This is a genomic window from Ancylobacter polymorphus, from assembly GCF_022836935.1.
GTDB lineage: Bacteria > Pseudomonadota > Alphaproteobacteria > Rhizobiales > Xanthobacteraceae > Ancylobacter > Ancylobacter polymorphus_A.
Window position 1 is genome coordinate 201,342 of record NZ_CP083239.1, and the last position, 25,924, is coordinate 227,265.

Consider the following 25,924-nt stretch of genomic DNA (forward strand, 5'->3'; position numbering starts at 1 on the left):
TTTGCAACTCATTCGCAAGAGGAGACAGGCATGTGGCACGGGTCGAGACGGGCGGTTCTGCGCGGCCTTGCGGTGGCCGGTATCGTTGCCTCCGGTGTGACCGGCCTCACGGCGCAGGAAAGCGCGCCGGCGGCGCCGAAATTCAAGGCGGTGACCACCTTCACCGTCATCGCCGACATGGCGCGCAACGTGGCGGGCGACGCGGCGGTGGTGGAATCCATCACCAAGCCGGGCGCTGAAATTCATAACTATGCCCCCACGCCCGGCGACATACAGCGCGCGCAGGGCGCCCAGCTGATCCTCTGGAACGGGCTGAACCTCGAACTCTGGTTCGAAAAGTTCTTCCGTAATCTCAAGGGTGTGCCGAGCGTCGTCGTCTCCGCCGGCGTCGATCCGATCAGCATCTCGCAGGGGCCCTATAGCGGCAAGCCGAACCCCCATGCCTGGATGTCACCCACCAATGCGCTGATCTATGTCGACAATATCCGCGACGCCTTCATGAAATACGACCCCGCGAATGCCGCGACCTACGCGGCCAATGCGAGCGCCTACAAGGCGAAGATCGAGGCCGCCGTCGCGCCGATCCGCGCGGAGCTGGACGCCATTCCCGCCGACAAGCGCTGGATGGTGTCGAGCGAGGGCGCCTTCTCCTATCTCGCGCGGGATTTCGGGCTGAAGGAGCTTTATCTCTGGCCGATCAACGCCGATCAACAGGGCACGCCGCAGCAGGTTCGCAAGGTGATCGACGCCGTGCGCGCCAACAAGATTCCGGCCGTGTTCAGCGAAAGCACCGTTTCCGACAAGCCGGCGCAGCAGGTGGCGCGGGAGACCGGCGCGCTCTATGGCGGCGTGCTCTATGTGGACTCGCTGAGCGAGGCGGACGGCCCTGTGCCGACCTATATCGACCTGCTGACCGTCACCACGGGCACGCTGGAAAAGGGCCTCGCCAAGGGGTTGTCGCAATGAATGCCCCGCTCACCCCTTCGACCGCCGAGGGGCTCGCCGTCCGCCACGTCTCGGTGACCTATCGCAACGGCCACACCGCCCTGCGCGACGCCAGCTTCACCATCCCCACCGGCACCATCACCGCACTGGTCGGGGTCAATGGCTCGGGCAAGTCGACCCTGTTCAAGGCAATCATGGGCTTCGTGCATCTCGCCTCGGGCGAGATCCGCATTCTCGGCGCCAGCGTGGCCGAGGCGCTGAGGCGTAACCTCGTCGCCTATGTGCCGCAGAGTGAAGAGGTGGACTGGAACTTCCCCGTGCTGGTGGAAGACGTGGTGATGATGGGCCGCTACGGCCATATGGGCTTCCTGCGCATTCCCCGCGCCGCCGACCGGGCGGCGGTCACGGACGCTCTGGCCCGCGTCAATATGAGCGAGTTCCGCAAACGGCAGATCGGCGAACTCTCCGGCGGGCAGAAGAAGCGCGTCTTCCTCGCCCGCGCACTGGCGCAGGACGCCAAGGTGATCCTGCTCGACGAACCCTTCACCGGGGTCGACGTAAAGACCGAGGAGGCGATCATCGCCCTGCTGCGCGCGCTGCGCGACGAGGGGCGGGTGATGCTCGTTTCCACCCATAATCTCGGCAGCGTGCCGGAATTCTGCGACCGCACCGTGCTGGTGAAGGGCACCGTGCTCGCCTCTGGCCCGACCGCCGAGATCTTCACCGAGGCCAATCTGGAGAAGACCTTCGGCGGCGTGCTGCGCCATTTCGTGCTGAGCGGCGCGGGACTGCACGCGGATGATGACAGCCGCCAGCTCGCCGTGCTGACGGACGACGAGCGTCCGCTGGTGTTTTACGGCGAAAAGGGCGAATGCGCGCCCCGCACGCGGGAGAACGCCCCGTGATCGCCCTGCTGGCGGAGCCCTTCGGTTACGAATACATGCGCAACGCCATGTGGGTCTCGGCCCTTGTCGGCGCGGTCTGCGCTTTCCTCTCCTGCTATCTCATGCTCAAGGGCTGGTCGCTGATCGGCGACGCGCTGTCCCACGCCATCGTGCCCGGCGTCGCCGGCGCCTATATGCTTGGCCTGCCCTTCGCCATCGGCGCCTTCTTCTCCGGCGGGCTGGCGGCGGCGGCGATGCTGTTTCTCAACCAGCGCACCAAGCTGCGGGAGGACGCCATCATCGGGCTGATCTTCTCCTCCTTCTTTGCGCTGGGCCTGTTCATGGTCTCGCTGTCGCCGACCTCGGTGAACATCCAGACCATCGTGCTCGGCAACATCCTCACCATCACGCCGGAGGACACGCTGCAATTGGCGATCATCGGCACGCTGTCGCTGGCGATCCTGTTGGTGAAGTGGCGCGACCTGATGGCGGTGTTCTTCGACGAGGCGCATGCGCGCTCCATCGGCCTCAAGCCCACGGCGCTCAAGATAATGTTCTTCACCCTGCTGGCGGCATCCACCGTCGCCGCGCTGCAGACGGTGGGCGCCTTCCTCGTCATTTGCCTCGTCGTCACGCCCGGCGCCACCGCCTATCTGCTGGCCGACCGTTTCCCCCGACTGCTGGCGATCGCCGTCGCCATCGGGGCCGGCACCAGCTTTCTCGGCGCCTATGCCAGCTATTTCCTCGACGGCGCCACCGGCGGCATCATCGTGGTGCTGCAGACGGCGGTCTTTCTCATCGCCTTCGTCTTCGCGCCCAAGCACGGCATGCTGGCCGCGCGGCGGCGGGCGGCGGAAGCGTTGAGGTCGGAGGCGTCGGCATGATCGAGACGCTGCTCACCCCGTTCCAGTTCGACTTCATGGTCAACGCGCTCGTCATCTCCGGGCTCGTGGCGGTGCCGATGGCGCTGCTTTCCTGCTTCCTGGTGCTGAAGGGCTGGTCGCTGATGGGCGACGCCATTTCCCATGCCGTTTTCCCCGGTGTGGTGCTGGCCTATATCGTCGGCCTGCCGCTGGCGCTCGGCGCCTTCGCCGCCGGCATGTTCTGCGCGGTGGCGACCGGCTATCTCAAGGACAATAGCCGCATCAAGCAGGACACGGTGATGGGCATCGTGTTCTCCGGCATGTTCGGCGTCGGTCTGGTGCTCTATGTGAAGATCCAGTCCGAGGTGCATCTCGACCATATCCTGTTCGGCGACATGCTCGGCGTTTCCTGGCGCGATATTGGCGAGACCGCGCTGGTGGCCGCCGTGGTGGCGGCCGTAATCGCGCTGAAGTGGCGCGACTTCCTGCTGCACGCCTTCGATCCCGTGCAGGCGCGCGCCGTCGGGCTGCCGGTCGGGTGGCTGCATTACGGCCTTTTGTGCCTGATCTCGCTCACCATTGTCGGCGCGCTCACCGCCGTCGGGCTGATCCTCGCCATCGCCATGCTGATCGCGCCGGGGGCCATCGCCTTTCTCCTGACCCGCACCTTCGGCGCCATGCTGGCGGCGGCGCTGGCGGTGGCGGTCATCGCCTCGCTGCTGGGCGTCTATCTCTCCTTCTTCCTCGACAGCGCCCCGGCGCCGACCATCGTGCTGCTGATGAGCATTGTGTTCATCGCCGCGCTGCTGCGCGCCTCGCTGAGGACACGCCGGATCGAGGCGGGCGAGGCCGGCTGAGAGGGGCTCACCGGGAACCGAGGCCGAGCGTGGCGCAGGTCGCTTCGCTCGCGCGCGCCAGTTCCTCGAACTGTGCCGCCCGTCCGTTACCGGCGCGCCAGAAATAGCCCATCTCCCGGCTGGCCGGCCAGCCATCAAGGGTCAGCAGGGCGATGTCGTCCTCCATGCGGAATTCCGAGCGGGCGTAGAGCTCGGGAAACAGCGACATGCCCATGCCCATCAGGACCATCTGGCGCAGCGCGTCGAGGCTGGTGCCTTCATAATCCTCCCGCATTTCGGCGCCGCAGGCCGCCGCGAGTTGGCGCGTGCGCTCGAACAGATGATGCCCGCGCCCGAGGGTGAGGAGCCTCTCGCCGCGCAGCGCCTGCGGATCGACATGGCCGAGGGCGGCGAGCGGATGGTCCTTCGGCACGCCGAGAAAAATGCTCTCGCGGCACAGCCGGCGGAAGGTGACGGCGTGACCGGAATCCGGCGCCGGCCCCAAGCCGCAGTCGAGCGCGCCCGACACCACCTCGCGCAGGATCGCCGCCGGGCGCTCCTCCTTGATGTAGATCTGCAGCGAGGGGAAACGGGCGTGCAGGGGGGAGAGCAGATGCGGCAGGAAATAGGGGCCGAAGGTCGGCGCCACGCCAAGCCGGATCAGCCCGCCGAGATTGCGCGCCCCGCTCGCCGCCACCGCCACGATGTCGTCCAGCGTCAGCAGCACGGAACGCGCCGCCTCGATCACCCGCATCCCGATGGCGGTGGGCTGGACCCGGCCGGGCGTGCGGTCGAACAGCGGGGTGCCGAGCTGCGCTTCCAGCTGGGCGATCTGCACGGAAAGCGTGGGTTGTGAGACATGGCAGCGCCGCGCCGCCGCGCCGAAATGACCGGTCTCGGCAAGGGCCACCGCATACTCCAACTGGCGATGGGTGGGACGGAAGGCCACGCCTCATAGCTCCTGACTATCGATACTATTGAGACTATGCATTGGAACTATGATCGCGTCCACGCCATCTTCTCCACGTTGAAAGGAGGTTGACGTGGACCAGTTCCTCAAGTCGTTGACGACCCGGAGCCAGTTGCTCGATGTCGAACTCGCGGCGGAGCGCCGCCGGGAGAAGCCGGATGGCGAACGCCTGATGGCGCTCAAGCGCATCAAGCGCCAGATTCTCGCCCAGATCGACTATCTGCGCCGCGAAGGGCGCGAGAGAGTGGAGGTGCGGGCCACGCGCCGCCCCGGGCGTTTCACCGATCTGGCCCTGCCGCGCCTGCGCTGACCTTCCCCTTTCCCCAACTGAGGTCCGGGTCCCTCTGACGGCACCGCCGCCATGTCGGCCCTCAATCCACCCATGCTCCCCGCATGTCCGCACGAACGGGTTGCGTCGCCCCCCGGGGCGCCGCAGCCCGGCGTGCCGTCGCGCGCCGTGGAGCCTGAACCGAGGACCCCATGGACACATTGATTGCGCTGATCACCACCGACATTGTCGGCACGCCCGCCTGGCTCTGGCTGAGCTTCCTCGCCGTCGTCTTCATCCTGCTCGCCTTCGATCTCGGCGTGCTGAACAAGGGCGAGAAGGAACTGGGCATTGCCGAAAGCCTCAGGCTCTCGCTGTTCTATATCGCCGTCGCCGTGCTGTTCGGCGGCTGGGTGTGGTACTCGCGCGGCGCCGACGCCAGCATGCAGTATTTCACCGGCTATGCGATCGAAAAGGCGCTGTCGATCGACAATGTCTTCGTCATCTCGCTGATCTTCAGCTATTTCGCCATTCCCCGCATCTATCAGTACCGCGCCCTCGTCTGGGGTATCATTGCGGTGCTCGTGCTGCGTGGCCTGATGATCGGCGTCGGTGCGGCGCTGGTGCAGGAATATGACTGGGTGCTGCTGCTGTTCGGCGCGTTCCTCATCGGCACCGGCATCAAGATGCTGATCGTGAAGGAAGGCGAACAGGACATCTCCAAGAACCCGCTGGTGCGCCTGCTCTCCCGCGTGCTGCGCGTGACCCCGCAGCTGCACGGCCAGCGCTTCATCGTGCGCCAGCCGCACCCGGTGACGGGCAAGATGGTTCTCTGGGTGACGCCGCTGTTCCTGGCGCTGGTGGTCATCAACATTGCCGACCTGATCTTCGCGGTCGACTCGGTGCCGGCGATCTTCGCCATCACCACCGATACCTACATCGTCTTCACCGCCAACATCATGGCGATCCTCGGCCTGCGCGCTCTCTACTTCGCCCTGGCCGCCATGGTGCACCGCTTCGAATACCTCAAATACGCTCTGGCGCTCGTGCTGGTGTTTATCGGCGGCAAGATCTTCTGGAACTACTATTACGGCAAGCTCGACCCGGCGATCTCGCTCGGCGTGACGGTCGCGATGATTGCCGGCGGCATCGTCTTCTCGCTGTGGAAGACGCGCAAGAACGCGCTTGGCGCGCACTAGCGAGGAAGGCCGGCGCTCACGCGCCGGCCTTTCCCGACGCCTTCAGGGCCGGGCCGGAAGCCGCACAGCGGCGCCGCGCCCGGCCTTTCCGTTTCCATTCGGGCTATTGCTCGCCCTGCATCATCTCCGGCAGCGTGACTAGTTCGATCCCGGCCGCACGCAGGGCCTCGCAGCAAGCATTCGCTACCGCGAGAGCGGACGGCTCATCGCCGTGCAGGCACAGCGAATCGAACCGGGTCGGCATGCGCTTGCCGCTCACCGAGACGATCTCGCCCTCCAGCACCATGCGCACGGCACGCGCCGCCGCGACAGCGGGATCGCGGATCATTGCGTCCGCATGGGTGCGCGCGCGCAGATTGCCGTCATCCTCGTAAAGCCGGTCGATGAAGGCCTCCCGCGCCAGCGGCACGCCGATGTCGACCGCCGCCCGCTCCATCTCCGTGCCGGACAATGCGAGATAATAGAGCGAGGGGTCGACCACCTTGATGGCGCGGGCGACGGCGCGGGCATAATCCCGCTCCACCGCGCACATATTGTTGAGCGCGCCATGCGGCTTCACATGCGTGACCTTCATCCCCGCATAGGCCGCCATACCGGCCAGAGCGCCAAGCTGATAGGCAACGAGATATTCGAGATCGTCCGCACTCATGCGGATTTGCCGGCGTCCGAAGCCCCAGAGGTCGTTGAAGCCGGGATGCGCGCCGACGGAAACGCCGTTCGCCTTCGCCTTAAGGCACACATCGCGCATGATGCTTGCATCGCCGCCATGAAAACCGCAGGCGACGTTCACGCTCTTGACGATCTCGAGGATCGCGTCGTCATTGCCGATGGCGTAATGCCCGTAGCCCTCGCCGAGATCGGCATTGATGTTGATGCGTTTTGTCACGGAAGCTCCACAGGGCTGATGCCGGCGCGTTGAAGTCCTTATACGACAGAGCCTTTCAGGGCGGAACGCGGCGGAGGCAGCGATGGGGGACGGCACGGCGATGAGGGCACGGCGGCTGGGCGCGCGGGCGCGCTTCCTGCCGGCCGGCGACACCGCCTTCGCGGTCGAGTTCGGGGAGCGCATCGACCCCGAGATCAACGCCCTCGTTCACCGCACCGCCGCGCTTTTGGCCGCCGCCCCGCCGGAAGGGCTGGTGGAGACCGTACCCAGCTTCCGCTCGCTGCTGGTGCATTACGACCCGCTCACGACAAATGCGGAGACTTTGCAAAAGCTTATTGGCGAGCTTGAGCTGGACGCGGCGACAAGCGCCGGTGCAGGCCGCATCTGGCGGATACCGGCGCTCTATGGCGGCGCGGGCGGGGCGGACCTCGCCGAGGTCGCGGCGGCGACCGGGCTAAGCGAAGCGGAAGTGATCGCCCTTCATGCCGGCACGCTCTACCGGGTCTATGCACAGGGCTTTCTGCCCGGCTTCGCCTATCTCGGTGAGCTGCCGGCATCGCTCGACCTGCCCCGGCGGATTAATCCGCGTGTGCGTGTGCCGGCGGGCTCGGTCGCCATCGCCCAGCGCATGACCGGCATCTACCCCGTGGAATCGCCGGGCGGCTGGCATCTCATCGGCCATACGCCGCTGCGCTTCTTCGACCACGGCAGGGTGCCGCCGACCCTGTTCGCGCCGGGCGACCGGGTGCGGTTCGTGCCGGTGGACGCCGGCGCCCATGCCGTGATCGCAGAGGCGGTGGCGCGGGGGAGCTATGTTCCTGAGACCGAAGGGCTTTCCACGTGACCCGCCATCTGCGCATTCTCCAGCCTGGCCTGCAGAGCACGGTCCAGGACCTCGGCCGCATCGGTTTCCAGGCCTATGGCGTGCCGGTGTGCGGCGCGCTCGACAGCGTGGCTCTGCGGCTCGCCAATGCGCTGGCGGGCAATGCGACCGGGGCGGCAGCGCTGGAAATTCGCCTGCTCGGCCCGGCATTTGAGGTCTTCGGCGGACCTCTGCAGATGGCGCTGGCGGGCGCGCAGGCGGAGATTGAGGTGAATATCGGCGGCGAAACGCAGCGCTACGGCGCGTGGCGGGCGATCGATGTGCCCGAGGGCGCGCGGGTGCGGATCGGCGCGCTCGCCGGATCGAGCTGCGCGGTGCTTGCCTTTGCCGGCGGGATCGACGTGCCGCCCGTCCTCGGCGCACGGTCAACCGATCTCAAGGGCGGCTTTGGTGGTCATGAAGGGCGCGCGCTGGCGGCGGGCGACCGGCTGAACCTAAGCAGTGCCGGCGCCTTAGGCCCGTGCCTCGCGCTTCCCTCCCCGCCTGCCACTGACGGCGAGGTGACGCTGCGCGCCGTGCCCGGCCCGCAGGCGGACGCCTTCACCGAGGCGGCGCTGGAGGCTTTCTTCCGTACCCCCTACCGCGTCTCGCGCGAGGCGGACCGGATGGGAATGCGGCTCGACGGGACGCCGCTGACGTTCCGTGGCGGCGCCGATATCGTGTCCGATGGCATCGTCACCGGCGCCGTTCAGGTACCGGGCTCGGGCCTGCCGATCCTGCTGCTGGCCGACCACCAAACCATTGGCGGCTATGCCAAAATCGCCACCGTGATCTCTGCCGACCTGCCGCTGGCCGGGCGGCTTATGCCGGGGGCGGTGCTCCGTTTTCAGGCGGTGACGGTGGTGGAGGCGGAAGCGGCGCGGCGAGCGGCAGAGGTAGAGATGCAACGGCTGATCGCCTCTATGGCGCCGGTGCGCGAGGGGGCCGCTCTCGACCTTGAGGCGCTCTATGGCGCCAACCTGATCTCCGGCGCCGTCAGTGGAATATAGGCGTATACTACTGATATTAAAGGGTTATATCCGCCGGATATGCGCGATCAGCGCTTCCACGGCGACGCCATAGCCGCTCGGGCCGAGGCCGACAATGCATCCCGTCACCGCCGCCGCCAGCGGGGCGTGGTGGCGGAAGGGCTCGCGCATGAACACGTTGCTCACATGTACTTGAAAAGCCGGCTTTTTTACCGCTGACAGCGCGTCGAGCAGGGCGATGGAGGTGTAGGAGAGACTGCCGGCATTGATGACGATGCCATCCGCCGCCGTCCGGGCCTCCTGGATCCAGTCGACCAGCACGCCCTCATGGTTCGACTGGCGGAAATCGACTGTTCCGCCAAGCACTTGCGCCCGCGCGCGGCAATCTTCCGCGATGTCTTCCAGCGTCAGCGCGCCATAGGGGCCGGTGGGGTCGAGGCCGTAGAGATTGGTGTTGGCGCCATTGAGCACGAACAGGCGGACGGGTGGCACGCTCATGATAGTCAACGCCTTTTCCAGAAGATGTCAGGCCGTGCGCTCGCGCGGGCGGGTGGCGGCCATGGCGGGGCGCGCATCGAAGCCGGCGAACCACTCCGCCGCCGCCGGACGACCCTCCCTCCATTGCAAATTCGCATAGCGGAAGTCGAGATAGCCGAGCGCGCAGCCGAGGCTGATGAGGCCGATGTGGTGGACAGTGTGTCCGATGAGGCCGGTATGGACAGACTGCTCGATGGCATCGAGCGCGCCGGTTATCTTCGCCATCTGCGCCCGCGACCATTCCGGCCAGCGCAGCGCCTCCGGCCGCATGACGTTCTCATAGCGATTGCCGACGGCGGCATCGAGCAACCCGTCGCCGAGCGCCTGCAGGGTCAGCGCCGACCAGCGCGCCGGGCCGGTGGGGAAGATGGCGCTGTCGCCGGCGAGGTCGGCGAGATATTCGCAGATCACCGCGCTGTCATAGAGCACCGTGCCATCGTCCAGCACCAGCGCCGGAATCTTGCCGAGCGGGTTGAGGCTGGTCAGCGCCGGGTCGCGCGTGAGCGGGCTGGCGGCGTTGAAGACGATCTCGATCCGGTCCGCGAGGCCGGTTTCCAGCGCGACGACCATGACCTTGCGCACGAAGGGCGATGTGGGGGCGTGCAGCAGTTTCACGGAATCTGATCCTCCGCGCCAATGGCGGCCAAAGCGGCGCGCGCCACTTCGACATCCTCCGCCCCCTTGCCCGAGCCGACCCCGATGCCGCCGACGCAGACGCCGTCGATGATGATGGGCAGGCCGCCTTCCAGATTGGTCAGACGCTGGCCGGCGGCGAGCGAAAGCTTGATCTCGTCGGCCGGATTCAGCCGCGAGGAAGGCTGGCGGTGCGAGGCGGCGGTGATCGCCTTGGACAGCGAGGTCTCGCGCGAGAGCAGCTTGGCGCCGTCCATCCGCACAAAGGCGAGAAGGTTGCCGCCCTCGTCGACGATGTTGACGTTCTGCGGCACGCCCATTTCGCTCGCCTTGGCGACGGCGGCGGCGAGCATTTTCAGCGCCCCGTCATGGGTGAGCTTCAGGGCCGGGCGGGTGACGGACATGGGGCCTCGCGGGGGCTGGCTTGAGGGGGGCTGTCGGAGAGGAAATGCGGTGATCGACTGCGTGCTTCGAGACGCGGGGCGACGCCCCGCTCCTCAGCATGACGAGGCCGCGCTTTGGTAAGATGCTGAACAACAATCGTCATGCTGAGGTGCGCGCGCACGCGCGCCTCGAAGCACGCAGGCGCTCTCCCCAGGCGCTCTCCCCTCGCCTCACTCATCCCCCGGCACGCCATAGGACGGCGCGGTGGAGGGATCGAGCGCGCGGGTGACATAGGCGTCCATCTGCGGCTTCCACAGTTCCCACAGATCGGCCAGCGCGCCGATGGGATCGGTCTCGTGCCAGTCGACGCGCAAATCCGCCACCGGCCACGCCACCTTGTCGACGATGAGCATGCCCACCGAATGCACCGGCCCCTCCTCGCCGCCGGCCGCCAGCGCCGCCTTCATGGCAGCGACCAGCCGGTCGCCGAGGGGTCCCGAAGCGGCGGTGAAGGCATCGACCATCGCCTGCGGCACAAGCTTTGATGAGAGAAGGTTGCCGGCCGCCACCACGCCCGCGCCTTCGGCGATATGATGGGTGCCGAGCGTCTTCGCGCCGGAAAAGCCGGCGGTGCGGCCCTGCGCATCAATGAGCGCGATCTGCCGGTAGTCGATATGCGCCCCCTCCGCCTTCAGCCGCGCCAGCGCTTCCGGCGCGGAGAGGCCGGAGGCCATGAGGTCCAGCCCCTTCGGCCCCAGCGTGGGGTCGGTGATGTTCTGCGTCGCCACCGCCCCCACCCCGGCGCGGGCATGGGCGCAGCGCGCCGCCACCGCCGGGGAGGAAGACGACACCGCGATGCCGAACTGCCCGGTGCGCGGGCAGCGGGCGGAGAGGGAGAAGGTCATAAGCGCGCCCTCACGCCGCGTCGGGAATGACGGCGGTGACCTCGATCTCGACCAGCCATTCCGGCCGCGCCAGCGCCGGCACGACGAGGCCGGTGGAACAGGGGAACACGCCCTCCATCCACTTGCCCATCTCCTGATACACCGCCTCGCGGTAGCGGATATCGGTGAGATAGACGACGATGCGGCAGATATGGCCCATCTCGCTGCCCGCCTCTTCCAGCAGCATCTTGATATTGGCCATCGCCTTGGCGGTCTGCGCGCCGGCATCGCCGACATGCAGGCTCTCGCGCGTGTCGAGGTCCTGCGCCACCTGCCCGCGCAGGAACACCATGGTCCCCCGCGCCACCACCCCCTGGGAGAGGTCGTTGTTCAGCTTCTGCTCGGGATAGGTCTGCTTGGTGTTGAAGGGGCGGATGCGCTTATGCGTCGGCATGAAGGGGCTCTTTGCTGGAGAGGAAAAGGCTGAAGGCGTCCATCGCTCACGCCACTTCGAGCCGGCGGTAGCTTCGGTTGGAATAGACCAGCGGATGCTCGGCGTGGGTTTCCATCGCCACCACATTACCGGCGACGATGCGGTGGGTGCCATGCTCGAACACATTGGCCAGCCGGCAGTCGAAGCGGCACAGGGCGCCGCGCAGCAGCGGCGCGCCGGTGGCGAGGCCGTCCCACTCCCCCGCGCCGAAGCGGTCCTCGCGCAGTTCCGGCACCAGCCCCGCGAAACTGTCGGCCACGCGCTGCTGGCCCTGCGCAAGAATATTCGCCGCGAACACGCCATTGGCAAGCAATGCCGGCAGGCAGCGGCTGTCGCGATGCAGGCAGAACAGCACCGAGGGCGGTTCCAGCGAGAGCGAGGACAGGCTGGAGACGGTGACGCCGACACGGCCATGCGCCCCGTCGCTCGTCACCACGGTCACGCCCGCGGCGGTGCGGCCCATGGCGTGGCGAAAGGCGGCGGGGTCGATGGCGTGCATCGGCGTCGCTCCTCAGTTTTTGCCGGTCACCTTGTCCGACAGCCCGGCGGCCTTGCGGACGAAATCCAGCGGGCCGGAGAAGTCGAAGGCGTTATAGACGGCGTTGAGGTGGTTGAAATGCGGGGCCTGAGCGAACTGCACGAAGGTCAGCCGGTGCCCGGCATAGTCGGAGTTCAGCAGGTCGCGCGCGAAGGCCAGCAGCTTGCGGCGGTCTTCCGATTCCCACTGCTTGTTCAGCGTGTAGAACTTCTTCAGCCAGTCGCCCGAGCCGGCATTGTGGAACGAGGCGGCGTTGGGGGTGACGCAGATCTGGCCGCCGCACAATTCGCGGGCGATGTGCATCATTGCCGGCAGGTTGGAGCAGCCATGCACGCGGCCGGCATAGAGCAGCGACTGGTTGGGCATGAGCAGCCCGCCCGGGCTCTTCTCCGCCAGCGCGATGGAGGCGGTGAGGTGGGCGTTGATGCCCTCGCGGTAGCAGACGAGATCGGCCAGCTTCTCCCGCACCGATTGCAGCTTGTCGAGGCCGGTCTGCTTGGCGTTCCACATCGCCGCGCCGATCATCATGTCGGCGACATAGAGCAGGCGGTGGACGTACGGAAACGCCGAGTAACGGTGCAGCGTGGCGCGGATGTATTGCGCCGCCTTGGTGTGGCGGTAGAAGAACACGTTCTCCCACGGGATCAGCACATTGTCGAAGATGACGAGGGATTCGACCTCGTCGAACTTGTTGGCCAGCGGGTAATCCTGCGGGTTGGTGCGGCCGGCGAAGGAGGAACGGCAGATCTGCTTCACGCCCGGCGCGCTCATCGAGACGATGCCGCCCACCGCATAGTCGGACAGCGTCTCGTTGGTCCAGGCGCCGACGGTCGGCTTGAGGAAGGCCTGGTCGGCATAGGCGGCGGCGGTCTCGTATTTGGCGCCGCGAATGACAATGCCGGCATCGGTCTCCTTGACCACATGCACCATCATGTCGGGGTCCTGCTCCTGCGGCGGCAGGGAGCGGTCGCCCTTGGGGTCGGTGTTGGCGGAGATGTGGAAGATGTCGTTGTCGAAGATGTTCTGCACATGCCGGTCGACATTGTCGGCGAAGCGCGGGTCGAACTCGGCCAGCACGTCGCGGCCGTCGATCAGCGACCAGACTTCGCCGATGGTCTCGTCGCCGACGCGGGTGACGACGCCGCCAATGTCCTTCATGACGAGATCGACGGCCTCGACCTTGTCGTTCCAGTCCTTGGTCTCGCGCGGCGGCTTGTAGAAGATGGTGTTGCGCTTGTTCTCTTCGACATAGGTGAGGCGGTCCTGATAGGCCGGCTCATGCGCCATGTCGTACATGCGCGCACGCACATCCACGATCGGCTTGAAGGCGGGGTGGGTGGTGACATCCTTCACCCGCTCGCCGTCCATCCAGACTTCGCGACCGTCCTGAAGCCCCTGCCGATAGTCCTGCCCTGTGCGGATCATTGAAGCATCCTTTTCCTGTGAGGAAATATTGCGTTGGGCCCATAGATCGGTAAAATATTTTGATTCATTTCTCGGCATAGAAAAAGCTGATGAACATCTCGCTGCGCGCGCTGCGCTACGTCGTGGCCACGGCCGATTTCGGCAATCTGACCGAGGCGGCGCGGCATTTGAACGTCTCGCAGCCCTCGATTTCGGCGGCCATCGCCCAGTTCGAGGCGGAGTACGGCGTGCAGGTGTTCGTGCGCCACCATGCAAAAGGCGTGACGACCACCATCGCCGGCACCCGCATCATCAACGAGGCGCGGCTGCTGCTGAACCATGCGCGCGATTTCGGCCAGAACGCCCGCGCCATGGCCGACGAGGTGCGCGGCGAGATCGCGGTGGGCTGCTTCTGGACCATCGCCACCCATTTCATGCCTGGCCTGCTCTCGACCTTCGCCGGCACCCATCCCGGCATCACGGTGAGCCTCGACGAGGGCGACCAGCAATTGATCCTCGACGCGGTGATTTCCGGCCGCACGGAGATGGCGCTGTCCTATGAGTTCGCCCGGCCGGAGGAGGTGATGGCCGAACCTTTGGCCGAATTGCCGCCCTATGCGGTGCTGCACCCGGACCATCCGCTGGCGCAGCGCGAGCGGATCAGCCTCGCCGATCTGCGCGACGAGCCGTTCATCCTGCTCGACCTGCCGCATTCGCGCGACTATTTCATGGGCCTGTTCCACGCCGTGGGCGTGGAGCCGCAGATCGCCTTCCGCTCCCGCGCCTATGAGTTGACGCGCGGCCTCGTCGGCCATGGGCGCGGCTACACCATCCAGAACGTGCTGCCGCGCACCCAGATCACCCATGATGGCGGGCGCGTCGCCTCGGTGCCGCTCACCGACCGCCTTCCCCCCGTGCGGCTGGTGAGCCTGCGCCTGCGCCGGCAGACGCCGCGCCCGGCGGTGGAAGTGTTCGCGCGCCATCTGAAGAACGCGTTCGCGCCCGGCGGCATCTTCGCCCCCGGCACGCTCTCGCCGCGGGCGACGGTGCGCTAGCCATAGGCGCCGCCTATCCAGTGCATCCGCAAACTGTTTCCCGCGCCGATTGCCTCCGGGGCCGACGGCTCTCTAGAGCTTGGGGCGAGAAGTGGAGGGGCGAGGCATGGGCGCGTTGCGGGTGATCGGACCGTCGGAGTATCGGCGCGTGCCGTGGAAGAATGGCGGCGGCATCACCGAGGACGTGCTGCTGCTGCCCGACGGGGCGGCGCATGCGGATTTCGATGTGCGCATCAGCCGGGCGCCCATCATCGAGGAAGGGCCGTTCTCCGCCTTTCCCGGCATTGACCGCCACATCACACGGCTCAGCGCCAACCCTCTCGCCCTCGCCTTCGCGCAGGAGACGCGAGCGCTGGCGCGGCTGGAGCCGTTCTATTTCGACAGCGCGCTGCAGCCGCGCTCGCTGCTGGCCGAGGGGCCGGCCGAGGTGCTGAATGTGATGACCCGGCGCGGGCGCTGGCATGCGCAGGTGATGCCGGCCACCGCCGGCAACGGCCCGCTGCTCGCCGCGCCCGAGGGCGGCATGGTGATGCTCTATGCGGTCACCGGGACCTGGCAGGTGGGCGACGCCGCCGGCGCGGTGCTGGTGCGGCCGGGCGAGACCCTGCTGGCGCGGGAGGCGCAGACCTTGCGCGTCAGCGGCGAGCCGAACGGCGAGGCGGTGGTGGCCTTCCTCACCCCCACCGGGGCGCGGGGCGAGGCTGCATAGTTTTTGCCTATGTTATGTAACAGGTAAAAGTATTTTTCGATCCAAGCGCCGCAGCGCACCATTTCCTGACAGGAAAAAACAACAAGACCTTCGGAGACGGGATCGATGAAGCAGGAACATGCCCGACGGCATGGGCCGGCCATGCGTGGCCATGGCGTCGCGACGTTGCGTCAGGCGCTGCGATGAGCCGGGATGCACTGGTGTTCTACAGCCCGGTGGACGATGCCGGGGCCTGGCGCGCGGCACTTGCCGCCGAACTGCCGGATCTCGACTTCCGCGTCGACCCCGAGGTCGGCGACGCGGCCGAGATCCGCTATGCGCTGGCCTGGCTGCCGCCCAAGGGCTTTTTCGCCCGCTTTCCCAATCTCCAGCTCGTGACCAATCTCGGCGCCGGGGTCGATGCGCTGGTGCGCCGCGACGATCTGGTGCCGGTAAAGTTCTCCCGCCTGTCCGATCCCGGCATGGTGGCGATGATGACGAGCTATGTCGTCTTCGCCGTCACCCGCTATGCCCGCGACATACCGGTGTTCGAGCGCGCCACGAGGCGCGGCGAATGGGAGTATGTGCACCCGCGCGCCCTCTCCGAGATCAAGGTCGCGGTGCTGGGCCTTGGCGAACTCGGCGGGCCGGCGGCGCGCACGCTGGCCAGCATGGGCTTCACGGTCAGCGGCTGGTCGCGCTCGCCGAAGGACATACCCGGCGTCGCCTCCCATACCGGCCGCGACGGGCTGGAGCGGGTGCTTAGCGAGAACGAGATCATCGTCAGCCTGCTGCCGCTGACACCGGAGTCGCGCGGCCTCCTCGGCGCGGCCGAATTCGCCCTGATGCCGAAGGGCGCGAAATTCATCAACGCCTCGCGTGGCGCCGTGGTGGACGAGGCCGCGCTGATCGCGGCGCTGCGCTCGGGCCAGGTGGGCGAAGCAACGCTCGACGTGTTCGAGACCGAGCCGCTGCCCAAAGGGCACCCGCTGTGGAGCCTCGATAACGTTCTGATCACCCCGCACATGGCCAGCATCACCGTGCCGGCGCTGGCGGCGCGCGATGTCGCCGAGAGCATACGCCGCGTGCGGGCCGGGCTGCCGCCGCTGCACGAGGTCGATCCCGGCCGCGGCTACTGAACCGGCCGACACTTTCGCGCGCGGCACTCGCGCGCGTCCCGAAACTGCGCAAAGCGCGCCCGCCTGAAGGCGCGCGGCCAGAATATCCGGGCGGCCCGCCGCCCCAATCACAGAGGTGGAACATGAAGAAGCTGTGCATTGCACTGGGTGCCCTGGCCGTCATGGCCGCCGGCGCCACCCTTCCCGCATCGGCCCAGGAAAAGCTGGTGGTCAGCACCTGGGGCGGCAACTGGAAGGCCGGCGTCGAGATCGTCGGCAAGGAATTCACCAAGCGGACCGGCGTCGAGGTCGAGTACATCACCGGCGGCACGCTGGACCGGCTCGCCAAGGCGAAGGTCGCCCGCGACAACCCGGAATCCGACCTGATCAACACCACCGCCCATGTCGGCTATCTCTATTATTCCGACGGGCTGATGGAAAAGCTCGACTGGTCGAAGATCCCGAACGCCGCCAAGCTCTACCCGATGGCCAAGCGCTCGGACTACACGGTGGCGGACTATGTCTATGTCTACACCCCCGCCTTCCGCACCGACCTGATGCCGAAGGGCTTCAAGATCACCAGCTGGGAAGATTTGTGGGGCCCGGAGATGGTGGGCAAGCTCGGCCTGCCGGATTTCGACCCCAGCCACATCATCATCGCCGCCACCCGCCTCGCCGGGGTGAAGCCGGAAGAATGGGACAAGGTGAAGCCCAAGCTTCTGGAGCTGAAGAAGAACATCAAGGCCTTCTACCAGTCGGACGCCACCAGCCAGAACCTGATGCGCACGGGCGAGACCCCGGTGCAGGTGCTGCTCAACATCAATGGCTATCATTTGGAAAAGCTCGGCATGCCGGTCGAGATCGACGTGCCGAAGGAAGGCGCGGTGGCCGGCACCGATGTGTGGGGCATCAATGCCGGCTCGAAGAAGAAGGAGCTGGCGCTGCAGTTCCTCAACATCGCGCTGGAGCCCGCCATGCTGGCGCAGCTGTGCAACTTCCACAAATGCTCGCCGCTGACGGCTGAGGCCAAGCTCGACCCGGAGATCGCCAAGCTGCCGGGCATCTTCACCAGCCAGGAGGCGATCGAGAAGGGCACCATCGTGCTTGAGGACAAGACCTACGCCACCCTGCTGCCGCAGTGGAAGGCGTGGTTCACCGAGAACATGATGCACTGAGGCCGGGCAGCCCGTCGGGCGATGCCCCCGCCGTCATCCGGCCGGAGAGTCAAAAGAGGCCGATGTCGAAGAGTCCTGTGCTGGGTCTCGGATCGGCGCTTCGGCTTCGCCTCAGCTGGTCCGGGACACGGTTTCCGCTGCCGGCCCGCCACTGGGTTTCCCGGACAAGCTGCGCGCAGCGCAGCGGCGATCCGGGACCCAGGAGAAACTCTTCGGCATAAACCGAAACGGCTCTGGCCCGCGAGACGTCCTCGGGCGGGCCGGGCACCAGCTTAACACCGTCATGGCCGGGCTTGACCCGGCCACCCACGACTTCCGGCGAACAAGACTGTCATGCCCGGGTCAAGCCCAGGCATGACGAACTTCGCAGACGACACCCGTTTCAAACGACTCCGGATCGACGCATCGCGTCGTCCGGGATGACGGCAGAAAGTCATGATCCAGCGCCGCCCCTTCTTCCTCACCTTTCTCGCCCCCGCCGTGCTGACGGCGGTGATCCTGGCGGCGGCGCTGTTCGAGGTGCTGCAATACAGCGTGCGCGAATTCGTGCCCGGCTCGCTGAATGTCGGCGGGCTGACGCTGGACAACTTCACCCGCATCAACCGGCCGATCTACTGGTGGGTGCTGCTCGACACCTTCTACATCAGCCTGCTCACCGCGATCTTCTCGCTGCTGCTGAGCTACCCCGTCGCCTATGCGCTGGTGCGGGCCAAGCGCGACTGGGTGCGCTCGCTGCTGGTGTCGCTCTCCATCACCCCGCTGTTCACCGGCGAGATCGTGCGCACCTTCTCCTGGATGCTGATGCTGGGCTCGGACGGCTTCATCAACTCCGTGCTGCGCAAGCTCTCGCTGATCGATCTGCCGCTGCAGATCATGTACACGCGGCTCGGCGTGGTGGTGGCGCTGGTGCAGTTCTCCATGCCGGTCATGATCATCCTGCTCGCCACCGCCATCAGCCATGTCGACCGCGACTGCGAGAAGGCCGCCGCCAATCTCGGCGCCAGCCCCGGCGCGGTGTTCTGGCGCATCACCCTGCCGCTCACCTTGCCGGGCATCCTCTCCGGCCTCGTCGTGGTGTTCGCCTGGACGATGAGCGCCTTTTCCACTCCGCAGCTTATCGGCGGCGGCAAGGTTCTGATGATCTCCAACCTCGTCTATCTCCAGGGTTTCTCGGTGCTGAACCTGCCCTTCGCCGCGACGCTGAGCGTGATCGCGCTGATCGCCGCGCTCGGCAACCTCGTGCTGATGAAATCCCTGACCGGCCGGCTGGAAAAGCGGCTGGCGGTGCGCTGAGGGAGAATGCCCGTGACACGCCTGCGCTCATTCGGCTTCTGGAGCCTCGTCGTCGCCATCCTCACCTATATGACGCTGCCGACGCTGGTGGTGCTGATGACCTCGGTCAACCCGACCGAGATCCTCGCCTTCCCGCCCGAGGGGGTGTCCTTCGCCTGGTATGAGAAGGCGCTGACCTATCCCGACTTCCAGCGCGCGTTCAAGAACGGGCTGATCGTCACCTCGCTCGCCTCGACTCTGGCGCTGATCGTCGGCTCGGCCTTCGCCTGGCTGGTCTACCGCTACAGCTTTCGCGGCCGCGGGGTGCTGGAGGCGGTGCTGTGGTCGCCGCTCATCATCCCGCATTTCACCCTGGGCTTCGGCTTCCTGCTGCTCGGCGGGGCGTTCGGGCTGCAGCAGGGCTACACGATGATCGTGCTGGCGCACATGGTGCTGGTGATGCCGTTCGTGACGCGGGCGGTCTATGTCAGCCTCGGCGCCATCGACCCGGACCTCGCCCGCGCGGCGGCCAATCTCGGCGCCTCGCCCTTCCATGTGCTGACCCGGATCGAACTGCCGCTGGTGCTGCCCGGCATGGCGGGCGGCTGGCTGATCGCCGCCGTGCTCTCGCTGACCGAATTCACCGCCTCGCTCTATGTCACGGGCAGCCGGACCCAGACCCTGCCGGTGGCGATGTACAACTACATCCGCGAATATGCCGACCCGACCGTGTCGGCGATCTCGGCGCTGCTGATCATCACCACCACCCTCATCATGTTCATCGCCGACCGGGCCTTCGGCCTGCGCCGGGTGCTGGCGATCGACACGCACTGACGACACGCACTGACCGCCTGCCGGAGAGCCGACGCCCATGACCGCCCAAAACCCCGCCCCCGCCGCCGTCGAGCTGGTCCGCGTCCGCAAGGAATTCGGCAGCGCGGTCGGCGTCGCCGATGTGTCGCTGACCATCGGCCAGGGCGAGTTCCTGACGCTGCTCGGCCCCTCCGGCTGCGGCAAGTCGACCTTGCTCGGCATGATCGCCGGCTTCCTCACCCCCACCGCCGGCAAGATCGTGGTCGATGGGGTCGACATCACCGATGTGGAGCCCTACCGGCGCGATATCGGCATGGTGTTCCAGTCCTATGCGCTGTTCCCGCATATGAATGTGTTCGACAACATCGCCTTCGGCCTGCGCATGCGGAAACTGCCGAAGGCGGAGATCGCGACCGAGGTGCGCCGCGCCATTGCGATGATGAAGCTGGAGGGCTTCGAGCAGCGGCGGGTGAGCCAGCTCTCCGGCGGCCAGCGCCAGCGCGTGGCGCTCGCCCGCGCCATCGTCATCCGCCCCAAGGTGCTGCTGCTCGACGAGCCGCTCTCCGCGCTCGACAAGAATCTGCGGGCGCAGATGCAGGTCGAGCTGTCGGAACTGCACCGCAAGACCGGGCTCACCACCATCTTCGTCACCCATGACCAGGGCGAGGCGCTGAGCCTTTCCGACCGCATCGTGGTGATGAATCGCGGCGAGGTGCAGCAGGTGGCGGCGCCGGTCGAACTCTACCGCACGCCGGCCAATGGCTTCGTCGCCTCCTTCATCGGCGAGATCAACGCGCTGCCCGTGGCCCGCTATGAGCGCGAGGGCGCTGAGGCGGCGCTGGTGCTGCCGGGCGCGGGGCGGTTGAGCGCGGCGGCACAGCCGCACTGGGACTTCGCCCATGGGTCTGATGTGCGTGCCTTCCTGCGGCCGGAGCATGTGCGCCCGGCGCGTCCGGGGGAGGAAGGCCCCAACATCCTGCGCGGCGTGGTGGCGGCGCACATCTATCAGGGGTCGCACACCATCACGCGGGTGGAGATGGACGGCCTCGGCCTGATCGAGACCCGGGTGACCGGCGCCGACATTGTCGGCACCCATCCCGTCGGCGCGCCGATCGCGCTGGTGTTCGATCTCGGCGAGGCGGTGCTGCTGGCCACGCACTGAGCGAGAGGGCTGCCCCCTCGCCACGCCCACGCAAGCGGCGGGGCGCAGGATGGCTTGCCTCGCCGGGGTATTGGGTTATGCCCTGCCGGGTCCGTTCCTTCCGGCGAGGTTCCGCGATGAAATACGCTCTTCCCGGCCTGCTCTGCTTCAATGCCGGCTTCGTCGACACGGCCGGTTTCGTCACCTTGCACGGCCTGTTCACCGCGCATGTGACCGGCAATCTCGTCACCTTCGCCGCCGCCATCGCCGAGGGGCGCATGCCTTCGGTCTCGAAGATCATCGCAGTACCGGTGTTCTGCGTCGTGGTCATCGCCGCGCGGCTGGTCAGCCGGTGGCTGGTGACACGCGGTTATGACGATTTCCGCATCCTGATGGCGGCGAAGCTCATTCTGCTCGCCCATGCGGCGCTGGTGGCGATCCAGCTCGGCGCGCCGCTGGCGGCCGATACGCCCAACGCCATCATGATGGGCATGACGCTGGTGAGCGCCATGGCGCTGCAAAACGCGCTGCACCGCACCCATCTCACGGATGCGCCGCCTTCCACCGTGATGACCGGCACCATCACCCAGCTCCTCCTCGACGCGACTCATGTCTGGAAGCCGCATCCCGGCGCCGATCACGGGCAGGTGCGCACGCGGCTGCGCCGCTTCGGCCTGTTCCTCGCCAGCTTCGTCGCCGGCTGTGCGGTGGCGGCGGCGCTCTATCTGCTGGTCGGGGTGTGGTGCTTCCTCGTGCCGCCGCTGGTGGCGGTCGTAGAGATCTACGTGCTGCCGCCCCCGGCGGCGCCAGCCGGGGCTGGAGCGTAGGCGCGAGAGGGGCGGACCGCGAAGGATCCGCCCCGAAAGCCGAGCCTCAGAGCGCCGCGAGTTCGGTGACGAACTTGGTACGCAGGAAGGCGTCGAGCCCCTCGATGCCGCTTTCCGAGCCATAGCCGGATTCGTTGACACCGCCGAAGGGCGTCTCCGGCGTCGACACCGCCATGTGGTTGACGCCGACGAGGCCGGCATCGAGCGCCTCCTCGGTGCGGGCCGCCAGCGCGCCGGAACGGGTGAAGACGAAGGAGGCGAGGCCATAGGGCAGCGCGTTCGCCCGCTCGATCACCTCATCAAAGCTGGAGAAGGAGGTGAGCGGGGCGATGGGGCCGAAGGGCTCGGTCGACATGATCGCCGCATCGGCCGGCACATCGGCGAGCACCGTCGGGGCGAAGAAGTGGCCCTGATTGCCGACGCGCGTGCCGCCGAGCTTCAGGCTCGCGCCCTTGGCGACGGCATCGTTCACCAGCTCCTCCATCGCCGCGAGACGGCGGCGGCCAATCATCGGGCCCATATTGGTGCCGGCATCGAGGCCGTTGCCGACCTTCAGCGCGGAGGCCAGCTCGACGAAGCGGGCGACGAAGGGCTGGTAGACCTGCTCCTGGATGAAGAAGCGCGTCGGCGAGGTGCAGACCTGGCCGGCATTGCGGAACTTGAACGCCACCAGCGTGCGGGCGGCCAGCTCCAGATCGGCATCGCCATGGACGATGACCGGCGCATGGCCGCCCAGTTCCATGGTGCAGCGCTTGAGCGTATCGGCGGAGAGCCGGGCGAGTTCCTTGCCCACGGCGGTGGAGCCGGTGAGCGTCACCGCCTTCGGGATGGGCGAGGCCAGCAGCACGCGGCTCACATGGGCCGGGGCGCCGAACACCATGTTCAGCACGCCCGCCGGCAGCCCGGCCTCCTGGAAGCAGCGGGCGATGGCGACCGCCGTGCCGGGGGTCTCTTCCGCCGGCTTGATGATGATCGAGCAGCCCGCGCCGAGCGCGCCGGCGATCTTGCGGATGACGTTGGAGGACGGGAAGTTCCACGCGGCAAATGCCACGACCGGGCCAACCGGCTCCTTCAGCACCATCTGGCGGACATTGGCCATGCGGGCGGGGACGATGCGGCCATAGGCACGCTTGCCCTCCTCGGCGTACCAGCGGGTGGCGTCGGCGGCGAACTGCACCTCCGGCACGGCTTCGCCGAGCGGTTTGCCGTTCTCCTGCGTCAGGAGGCGGCCGATGCGCTCCTTGCGCGCCTCGATGAGATCGGCCGCCTTCATCATCAGCGTGTAGCGCGCCTGGGCGGTCATCGCCTTCCACAGTTTGAAGCCGCGCTGCGCGGCGTCGAGCGCGCGGGCGAGATCGGCGTCGGAAGCGTGCGGCACGGTGGCCAGCGTCTCCCCGGTCGCCGGGTTTTCCAGCGCCTCGCTCTTGCCCTCGGAGCCCTGGCACCAGGTGCCGTCGATCAGCAGTTCGATGGTTTCATCATAGGTGGAAAGGTCGGTCATCATCGTCTCCAGGGGGCCGGAATGAGGGGGCGTCAGCGGCAGAGGAAGCCGTCCGCCAGCGGGTCGCCTTGCGCGAGCACGAAGCGGTGCTCGCCGGTGATGTGGGCGAGGCCGACAATATGCGGCAAGATCGCGCCGGCCTTTTGGGCGCCCGGTTGGCCGTCGACCGGACGCGCGGTGGCGGTGAAATCGACGCCGAGAATGTTGCGGGTGCGGATCGGCTGGTCGAGGCGCAACTCGCCGCGCGCCACCATCTGCGCCAGCCGGGCGGAGGAGCCGGTGCCGCAGGGCGAGCGGTCGAACTTGTTGGATTCCAGCACCACCAGCTGGCGGCTGACCAACCCGTGATCGTCCGCTTCGGTCTCGTAGAACAGGATGGAATCGACCGGCCGGGCGACGCCCGGCACGCGGCCTTCTGTGATGCCTTCATTCAGCGCCGCCTTCAGCGCGGCGCCCACGGCCATGGCGTGGGAGACGCCGGACGGCGCCAACTCCACCCCGGCGGCACGGGCGGCGATGAGGCCGTACCAATTGCCGCCCCACACCACATCGGCGCTGACATTCACGCCGGCGGCGCTGACAAGCACATTGCAGGCGGCGACATGGGCCGGCACGTTCTCGAAGGTGACGGCCGCGACCAGCCCCTGTTCGCGGCGCACATGCACGGTGATGATGCCGGCCGGCACTTCCAACGTGAAGGAGGAGTGCGGCGCGTCGGAGGGGCCGATCAGCCCCATATGGTCGAGCGTCACCGCGAGCCCGATCGTCGCGTGGCCGCACATTTCAAGATATTTGTAGCTGCCGAGGAAGAAGGCGCCGAAATCCGCGCGCGTGCTCTCGGTCATGACAACGCCGACCATCGCCGCATGGCCGCGCGGCTCGTGCAGCAGGAAGGTGCGCAGCTTATCGAAGCGGGCGCGGAAATCCTCCGCCCGCGCCTCGACCGTGTCGCCCTTGAGCGGCGGCACGCCGCCGGTGACGACGCGGGTGGGGTGGCCCGCCGTGTGGCTGTCGATGGTCGAGATCCAGCGCCTCATCGTCATGGCAGGCCCCTCTCCTAGCGGCCGGACTTGATGGTGTCGGCGATCTTCTCGCCGGCCATGATCGTCGTCAGCATGGTGTTGGCGCTGATGACCGCCGGCATGATCGAAGCATCGACCACGCGCAGCCCCTCGACGCCGATCACACGGGCGGCGCTGTCGACCACGGCGCGCGGATCGTCCGGGCGGCCGATGCGACAGGTGCCGGAGGCGTGCCAGCTGCCGCAGGCATTCTCGCGGATCCAGGCGCGCAGCGCCTCGCGGTCAGCCATCATCTCCTTCGCCTTGAGGCCGGGGGTAATGACGTTCTCGATCATCAATTTGCGCGCCAGCGGGCCGGTGCCCATGATGCCGGCGGCCATCAGCGTCATGAACCAGTTGGTGCGGCTGACCGCGCCGAGCTTGCGCACGCGCTCGGAGAAGGTGGCGGGGAAGATGCTCTCGATCACCCCGTCCATCGCCGGATCGGTGACGATGCCCCAGAGCCGGTGCATGCCGTCCTCCAGCCGCGCGAGGTCGCGCTCGTCGGAGAGCTGGCGGAAATTGACGAAGGGCGCGGTCGCGGCGTCGCGGCCGTTCAGCTTCACCTCACCGGTGGAATAGGGCCGGTTGACGCAGACGAGGATCGAGGCCAGCCGCCGGCCGAGCGGGTGCCAGGCGGCGCGGTTAGAGGGCAGCACGAACATGTCGCCCGGCGTGGTCTCCGGCAGGCCGGACGAGTAGCGATAGCCGAGCTGGATGTGGCGGCGCTGGCTGGCCGGCAGGCGCGCGGCTTTCGGCAGATAGGCGGCGAACGCCACCATCGGGTGGTCCTGCAGGTTCTGCCCGACGCCGGGCCGGTCCGCCCGCACAGCGATGCCGAATTCCTTCAGATGCGCCGCCGGGCCGATGCCGGCGCGCAGGAGATGGGCCGGTGTCTGCAGCGCGCCGGTGGAGAGGATCACCTCGCGCGCTTTGAGGGTGAGCGGCCCCTGCGGCCCCTGCGCCTTCAGCCCGGTGACGCGGCTTCCCTCGAACAGCAGCTCCGTCATCTCGGTTTCGGCGAGGATCGTCAGGTTCGGCCGGGCGCGCACCTCGCGTGTGAGATAGGCGCGGGCGGTGGAGACGCGCTGGCCATCCACATTGTTGATGGTCATCGGGAAATAGCCGTCGTCGAAGACGCCGTTATGGTCCCGGATATTGGCCACACCCTGCTTGTCGAGCACCTTCGCCACGGTTTTCGCGAAGGGCGACCAGTCCTTTTCCGGGATGCGGCGCAGCGGCAGCGGGCCGTGGCTGCCATGCAGCTGGCTGTCGCCATAGTCGAGGTCGGTTTCCAGCTTGCGGAAATAGGGCAGCACATCGTCCCAGCCCCAGCCCTCGGCGCCGTCCTCGCGCCAGTGCTCATAGTCCCAGGGCACGCCGCGAAAGGCGAACTGGCCGTTGATCGAGGTGCCTCCGCCCATCACCCGCGCCTGCTCGTAGCGCCGCCCCGCCGCGCCGGGCTTGGGGTCGTTGAGGTGGATGGACAGGTTCTGCCAGTGATAGAGCCGGTTGAAATAGGCGACGATCGGATAGGCATCGAGCGTGTCGGCCGGCTCCGCGCCCGGCGGCGTGTCGCGCCCGGCCTCGATCAGCGCGACCTTGAGGTTCGAGGCTTCCGACAGCCGGCTCGCCAGCACGGCACCCGCCGCGCCGCCGCCGACGACGATGTAGTCATATGCGTGTTCGGACATTTTT

28 protein-coding genes are annotated in these 25,924 nt (G+C 67.3%); 16 read left to right on the forward strand and 12 right to left on the reverse strand.

Annotated features, from left to right (window positions below; translation table 11 throughout):
• Positions 1–30 precede the first annotated feature (30 nt).
• From K9D25_RS00855 to K9D25_RS00870, 4 genes are read left to right on the forward strand one after another with little or no spacing between them, the layout of a single operon-like run.
• The gene (locus K9D25_RS00855; protein WP_244378324.1) at positions 31–966 is read left to right on the forward strand and encodes a metal ABC transporter substrate-binding protein; all 936 of its coding nucleotides are present in this window, start codon (positions 31–33) and stop codon (positions 964–966) included.
• Entirely contained in the window at positions 963–1,850 is an 888-nt protein-coding gene (locus K9D25_RS00860) for a manganese/iron ABC transporter ATP-binding protein (protein ID WP_244378325.1), read from the forward strand. The genes K9D25_RS00855 and K9D25_RS00860 overlap by 4 nt, the downstream gene beginning before the upstream one ends.
• Positions 1,847–2,713 carry a metal ABC transporter permease gene (locus tag K9D25_RS00865; RefSeq protein ID WP_279613769.1) on the forward strand — a complete coding sequence of 289 codons (867 nt, stop codon included), beginning with the start codon at positions 1,847–1,849 and terminating at the stop codon, positions 2,711–2,713. The genes K9D25_RS00860 and K9D25_RS00865 overlap by 4 nt, the downstream gene beginning before the upstream one ends.
• Positions 2,710–3,549 (forward strand): metal ABC transporter permease, encoded by an 840-nt coding sequence (locus tag K9D25_RS00870; protein WP_244378326.1) that lies wholly within the window; start codon positions 2,710–2,712, stop codon positions 3,547–3,549. Before K9D25_RS00865 ends, K9D25_RS00870 begins: the two co-directional genes overlap by 4 nt.
• Before the next feature lie 7 nt (positions 3,550–3,556).
• On the opposite strand, the gene K9D25_RS00875 is transcribed toward K9D25_RS00870, so the two are convergent.
• Positions 3,557–4,477, reverse strand: a complete 921-nt coding sequence (locus tag K9D25_RS00875) for a hydrogen peroxide-inducible genes activator (RefSeq protein WP_244378328.1) — start codon at positions 4,475–4,477, stop codon at positions 3,557–3,559.
• Positions 4,478–4,571: 94 nt separating this feature from the next.
• Between K9D25_RS00875 and K9D25_RS00880 the strand changes: the two genes are divergently transcribed.
• Both K9D25_RS00880 and K9D25_RS00885 read left to right on the forward strand, forming a co-directional pair.
• Complete coding sequence (locus K9D25_RS00880; RefSeq protein ID WP_244378329.1) at positions 4,572–4,808, forward strand: hypothetical protein; 237 nt, start codon at positions 4,572–4,574, stop codon at positions 4,806–4,808.
• A 170-nt stretch (positions 4,809–4,978) separates the two neighbouring features.
• A complete protein-coding gene (locus tag K9D25_RS00885) occupies positions 4,979–5,965 on the forward strand; it encodes a TerC family protein (RefSeq protein WP_244378331.1) in 987 nt (328 codons plus the stop codon).
• A 103-nt stretch (positions 5,966–6,068) separates the two neighbouring features.
• Here the strand turns inward: K9D25_RS00885 and K9D25_RS00890 are convergent, their stop codons facing one another.
• Positions 6,069–6,851, reverse strand: coding sequence for a LamB/YcsF family protein (locus K9D25_RS00890; RefSeq protein ID WP_244378333.1), 783 nt, complete (start codon positions 6,849–6,851; stop codon positions 6,069–6,071).
• Positions 6,852–6,933: 82 nt separating this feature from the next.
• Between K9D25_RS00890 and pxpB the strand changes: the two genes are divergently transcribed.
• Together pxpB and K9D25_RS00900 are read left to right on the forward strand one after the other, a co-directional pair.
• Positions 6,934–7,695, forward strand: coding sequence for a 5-oxoprolinase subunit PxpB (pxpB, locus tag K9D25_RS00895; RefSeq protein ID WP_244378335.1), 762 nt, complete (start codon positions 6,934–6,936; stop codon positions 7,693–7,695).
• The gene (locus K9D25_RS00900) at positions 7,692–8,723 is read left to right on the forward strand and encodes a biotin-dependent carboxyltransferase family protein (RefSeq protein WP_244378337.1); all 1,032 of its coding nucleotides are present in this window, start codon (positions 7,692–7,694) and stop codon (positions 8,721–8,723) included. Before pxpB ends, K9D25_RS00900 begins: the two co-directional genes overlap by 4 nt.
• 24 nt (positions 8,724–8,747) lie before the next feature.
• On the opposite strand, the gene K9D25_RS00905 is transcribed toward K9D25_RS00900, so the two are convergent.
• From K9D25_RS00905 to K9D25_RS00935, 7 genes are all read right to left on the reverse strand, one after another.
• A complete protein-coding gene (locus tag K9D25_RS00905; RefSeq protein ID WP_432207904.1) occupies positions 8,748–9,209 on the reverse strand; it encodes a type II 3-dehydroquinate dehydratase in 462 nt (153 codons plus the stop codon).
• Positions 9,210–9,227: 18 nt separating this feature from the next.
• On the reverse strand, positions 9,228–9,854 hold the full coding sequence (locus K9D25_RS00910) for a glutathione S-transferase family protein (protein WP_244378341.1): 627 nt from the start codon (positions 9,852–9,854) through the stop codon (positions 9,228–9,230).
• Positions 9,851–10,276, reverse strand: a complete 426-nt coding sequence (locus K9D25_RS00915; RefSeq protein ID WP_244378343.1) for a GlcG/HbpS family heme-binding protein — start codon at positions 10,274–10,276, stop codon at positions 9,851–9,853. The genes K9D25_RS00910 and K9D25_RS00915 overlap by 4 nt, the downstream gene beginning before the upstream one ends.
• Positions 10,277–10,486: 210 nt before the next feature.
• Positions 10,487–11,161 carry a DUF1028 domain-containing protein gene (locus K9D25_RS00920; protein WP_244378345.1) on the reverse strand — a complete coding sequence of 225 codons (675 nt, stop codon included), beginning with the start codon at positions 11,159–11,161 and terminating at the stop codon, positions 10,487–10,489.
• A gap of 10 nt (positions 11,162–11,171) precedes the next feature.
• The gene (locus tag K9D25_RS00925; protein ID WP_244378347.1) at positions 11,172–11,594 is read right to left on the reverse strand and encodes a RidA family protein; all 423 of its coding nucleotides are present in this window, start codon (positions 11,592–11,594) and stop codon (positions 11,172–11,174) included.
• Positions 11,595–11,640: 46 nt separating this feature from the next.
• A complete protein-coding gene (locus K9D25_RS00930) occupies positions 11,641–12,132 on the reverse strand; it encodes a flavin reductase family protein (RefSeq protein ID WP_244378349.1) in 492 nt (163 codons plus the stop codon).
• 12 nt (positions 12,133–12,144) lie between these two features.
• On the reverse strand, positions 12,145–13,596 hold the full coding sequence (locus K9D25_RS00935; protein ID WP_244378350.1) for a 4-hydroxyphenylacetate 3-hydroxylase family protein: 1,452 nt from the start codon (positions 13,594–13,596) through the stop codon (positions 12,145–12,147).
• Between the two features lie 89 nt (positions 13,597–13,685).
• Here K9D25_RS00935 and K9D25_RS00940 point away from each other — a divergent pair, with 89 nt between their 5' ends.
• The 8 genes from K9D25_RS00940 (at position 13,686) to K9D25_RS00975 (ending at position 21,664) form a co-directional block, all read left to right on the forward strand.
• The gene (locus K9D25_RS00940; protein WP_244378352.1) at positions 13,686–14,630 is read left to right on the forward strand and encodes a LysR family transcriptional regulator; all 945 of its coding nucleotides are present in this window, start codon (positions 13,686–13,688) and stop codon (positions 14,628–14,630) included.
• Positions 14,631–14,736: 106 nt separating this feature from the next.
• Positions 14,737–15,339 carry a HutD/Ves family protein gene (locus K9D25_RS00945; protein ID WP_244378354.1) on the forward strand — a complete coding sequence of 201 codons (603 nt, stop codon included), beginning with the start codon at positions 14,737–14,739 and terminating at the stop codon, positions 15,337–15,339.
• A 182-nt stretch (positions 15,340–15,521) separates the two neighbouring features.
• Positions 15,522–16,457 carry a 2-hydroxyacid dehydrogenase gene (locus tag K9D25_RS00950; RefSeq protein ID WP_244378356.1) on the forward strand — a complete coding sequence of 312 codons (936 nt, stop codon included), beginning with the start codon at positions 15,522–15,524 and terminating at the stop codon, positions 16,455–16,457.
• Positions 16,458–16,579: 122 nt separating this feature from the next.
• Entirely contained in the window at positions 16,580–17,611 is a 1,032-nt protein-coding gene (locus K9D25_RS00955) for an ABC transporter substrate-binding protein (protein ID WP_244378358.1), read from the forward strand.
• Between the two features lie 435 nt (positions 17,612–18,046).
• Positions 18,047–18,904 (forward strand): ABC transporter permease, encoded by an 858-nt coding sequence (locus K9D25_RS00960; protein WP_244378360.1) that lies wholly within the window; start codon positions 18,047–18,049, stop codon positions 18,902–18,904.
• A gap of 6 nt (positions 18,905–18,910) precedes the next feature.
• Entirely contained in the window at positions 18,911–19,717 is an 807-nt protein-coding gene (locus K9D25_RS00965; protein WP_244378362.1) for an ABC transporter permease, read from the forward strand.
• Positions 19,718–19,754: 37 nt separating this feature from the next.
• Positions 19,755–20,858 carry an ABC transporter ATP-binding protein gene (locus K9D25_RS00970; RefSeq protein ID WP_244378364.1) on the forward strand — a complete coding sequence of 368 codons (1,104 nt, stop codon included), beginning with the start codon at positions 19,755–19,757 and terminating at the stop codon, positions 20,856–20,858.
• 116 nt (positions 20,859–20,974) lie between these two features.
• Positions 20,975–21,664, forward strand: a complete 690-nt coding sequence (locus K9D25_RS00975) for a YoaK family protein (protein ID WP_244378366.1) — start codon at positions 20,975–20,977, stop codon at positions 21,662–21,664.
• 46 nt (positions 21,665–21,710) lie between these two features.
• Here the strand turns inward: K9D25_RS00975 and K9D25_RS00980 are convergent, their stop codons facing one another.
• From K9D25_RS00980 to K9D25_RS00990, 3 genes are read right to left on the reverse strand one after another with little or no spacing between them, the layout of a single operon-like run.
• Positions 21,711–23,165 (reverse strand): NAD-dependent succinate-semialdehyde dehydrogenase, encoded by a 1,455-nt coding sequence (locus K9D25_RS00980; RefSeq protein WP_244378368.1) that lies wholly within the window; start codon positions 23,163–23,165, stop codon positions 21,711–21,713.
• A 32-nt stretch (positions 23,166–23,197) separates the two neighbouring features.
• The gene (locus tag K9D25_RS00985) at positions 23,198–24,208 is read right to left on the reverse strand and encodes a proline racemase family protein (RefSeq protein WP_244378369.1); all 1,011 of its coding nucleotides are present in this window, start codon (positions 24,206–24,208) and stop codon (positions 23,198–23,200) included.
• 14 nt (positions 24,209–24,222) lie between these two features.
• Complete coding sequence (locus tag K9D25_RS00990; protein ID WP_244378371.1) at positions 24,223–25,920, reverse strand: GMC family oxidoreductase; 1,698 nt, start codon at positions 25,918–25,920, stop codon at positions 24,223–24,225.
• Positions 25,921–25,924 lie beyond the last annotated feature (4 nt).

Excerpts from the sequence above, each read along its gene's own strand:
- K9D25_RS00855 (WP_244378324.1), top strand. The coding sequence starts at position 31 with ATGTGGCACGGGTCGAGACGGGCGGTTCTGCGCGGCCTTGCGGTGGCC.
- K9D25_RS00860 (WP_244378325.1), top strand. The coding sequence starts at position 963 with ATGAATGCCCCGCTCACCCCTTCGACCGCCGAGGGGCTCGCCGTCCGC.
- K9D25_RS00870 (WP_244378326.1), top strand. The coding sequence starts at position 2,710 with ATGATCGAGACGCTGCTCACCCCGTTCCAGTTCGACTTCATGGTCAAC.
- K9D25_RS00885 (WP_244378331.1), top strand. The coding sequence starts at position 4,979 with ATGGACACATTGATTGCGCTGATCACCACCGACATTGTCGGCACGCCC.
- pxpB (WP_244378335.1), top strand. The coding sequence starts at position 6,934 with ATGGGGGACGGCACGGCGATGAGGGCACGGCGGCTGGGCGCGCGGGCG.
- K9D25_RS00915 (WP_244378343.1), bottom strand. The coding sequence starts at position 10,276 with ATGTCCGTCACCCGCCCGGCCCTGAAGCTCACCCATGACGGGGCGCTG.
- K9D25_RS00920 (WP_244378345.1), bottom strand. The coding sequence starts at position 11,161 with ATGACCTTCTCCCTCTCCGCCCGCTGCCCGCGCACCGGGCAGTTCGGC.
- K9D25_RS00925 (WP_244378347.1), bottom strand. The coding sequence starts at position 11,594 with ATGCCGACGCATAAGCGCATCCGCCCCTTCAACACCAAGCAGACCTAT.
- K9D25_RS00930 (WP_244378349.1), bottom strand. The coding sequence starts at position 12,132 with ATGCACGCCATCGACCCCGCCGCCTTTCGCCACGCCATGGGCCGCACC.
- K9D25_RS00935 (WP_244378350.1), bottom strand. The coding sequence starts at position 13,596 with ATGATCCGCACAGGGCAGGACTATCGGCAGGGGCTTCAGGACGGTCGC.
- K9D25_RS00940 (WP_244378352.1), top strand. The coding sequence starts at position 13,686 with ATGAACATCTCGCTGCGCGCGCTGCGCTACGTCGTGGCCACGGCCGAT.
- K9D25_RS00945 (WP_244378354.1), top strand. The coding sequence starts at position 14,737 with ATGGGCGCGTTGCGGGTGATCGGACCGTCGGAGTATCGGCGCGTGCCG.
- K9D25_RS00950 (WP_244378356.1), top strand. The coding sequence starts at position 15,522 with ATGAGCCGGGATGCACTGGTGTTCTACAGCCCGGTGGACGATGCCGGG.
- K9D25_RS00955 (WP_244378358.1), top strand. The coding sequence starts at position 16,580 with ATGAAGAAGCTGTGCATTGCACTGGGTGCCCTGGCCGTCATGGCCGCC.
- K9D25_RS00960 (WP_244378360.1), top strand. The coding sequence starts at position 18,047 with ATGATCCAGCGCCGCCCCTTCTTCCTCACCTTTCTCGCCCCCGCCGTG.
- K9D25_RS00965 (WP_244378362.1), top strand. The coding sequence starts at position 18,911 with ATGCCCGTGACACGCCTGCGCTCATTCGGCTTCTGGAGCCTCGTCGTC.
- K9D25_RS00970 (WP_244378364.1), top strand. The coding sequence starts at position 19,755 with ATGACCGCCCAAAACCCCGCCCCCGCCGCCGTCGAGCTGGTCCGCGTC.
- K9D25_RS00975 (WP_244378366.1), top strand. The coding sequence starts at position 20,975 with ATGAAATACGCTCTTCCCGGCCTGCTCTGCTTCAATGCCGGCTTCGTC.
- K9D25_RS00980 (WP_244378368.1), bottom strand. The coding sequence starts at position 23,165 with ATGACCGACCTTTCCACCTATGATGAAACCATCGAACTGCTGATCGAC.
- K9D25_RS00985 (WP_244378369.1), bottom strand. The coding sequence starts at position 24,208 with ATGACGATGAGGCGCTGGATCTCGACCATCGACAGCCACACGGCGGGC.
- K9D25_RS00990 (WP_244378371.1), bottom strand. The coding sequence starts at position 25,920 with ATGTCCGAACACGCATATGACTACATCGTCGTCGGCGGCGGCGCGGCG.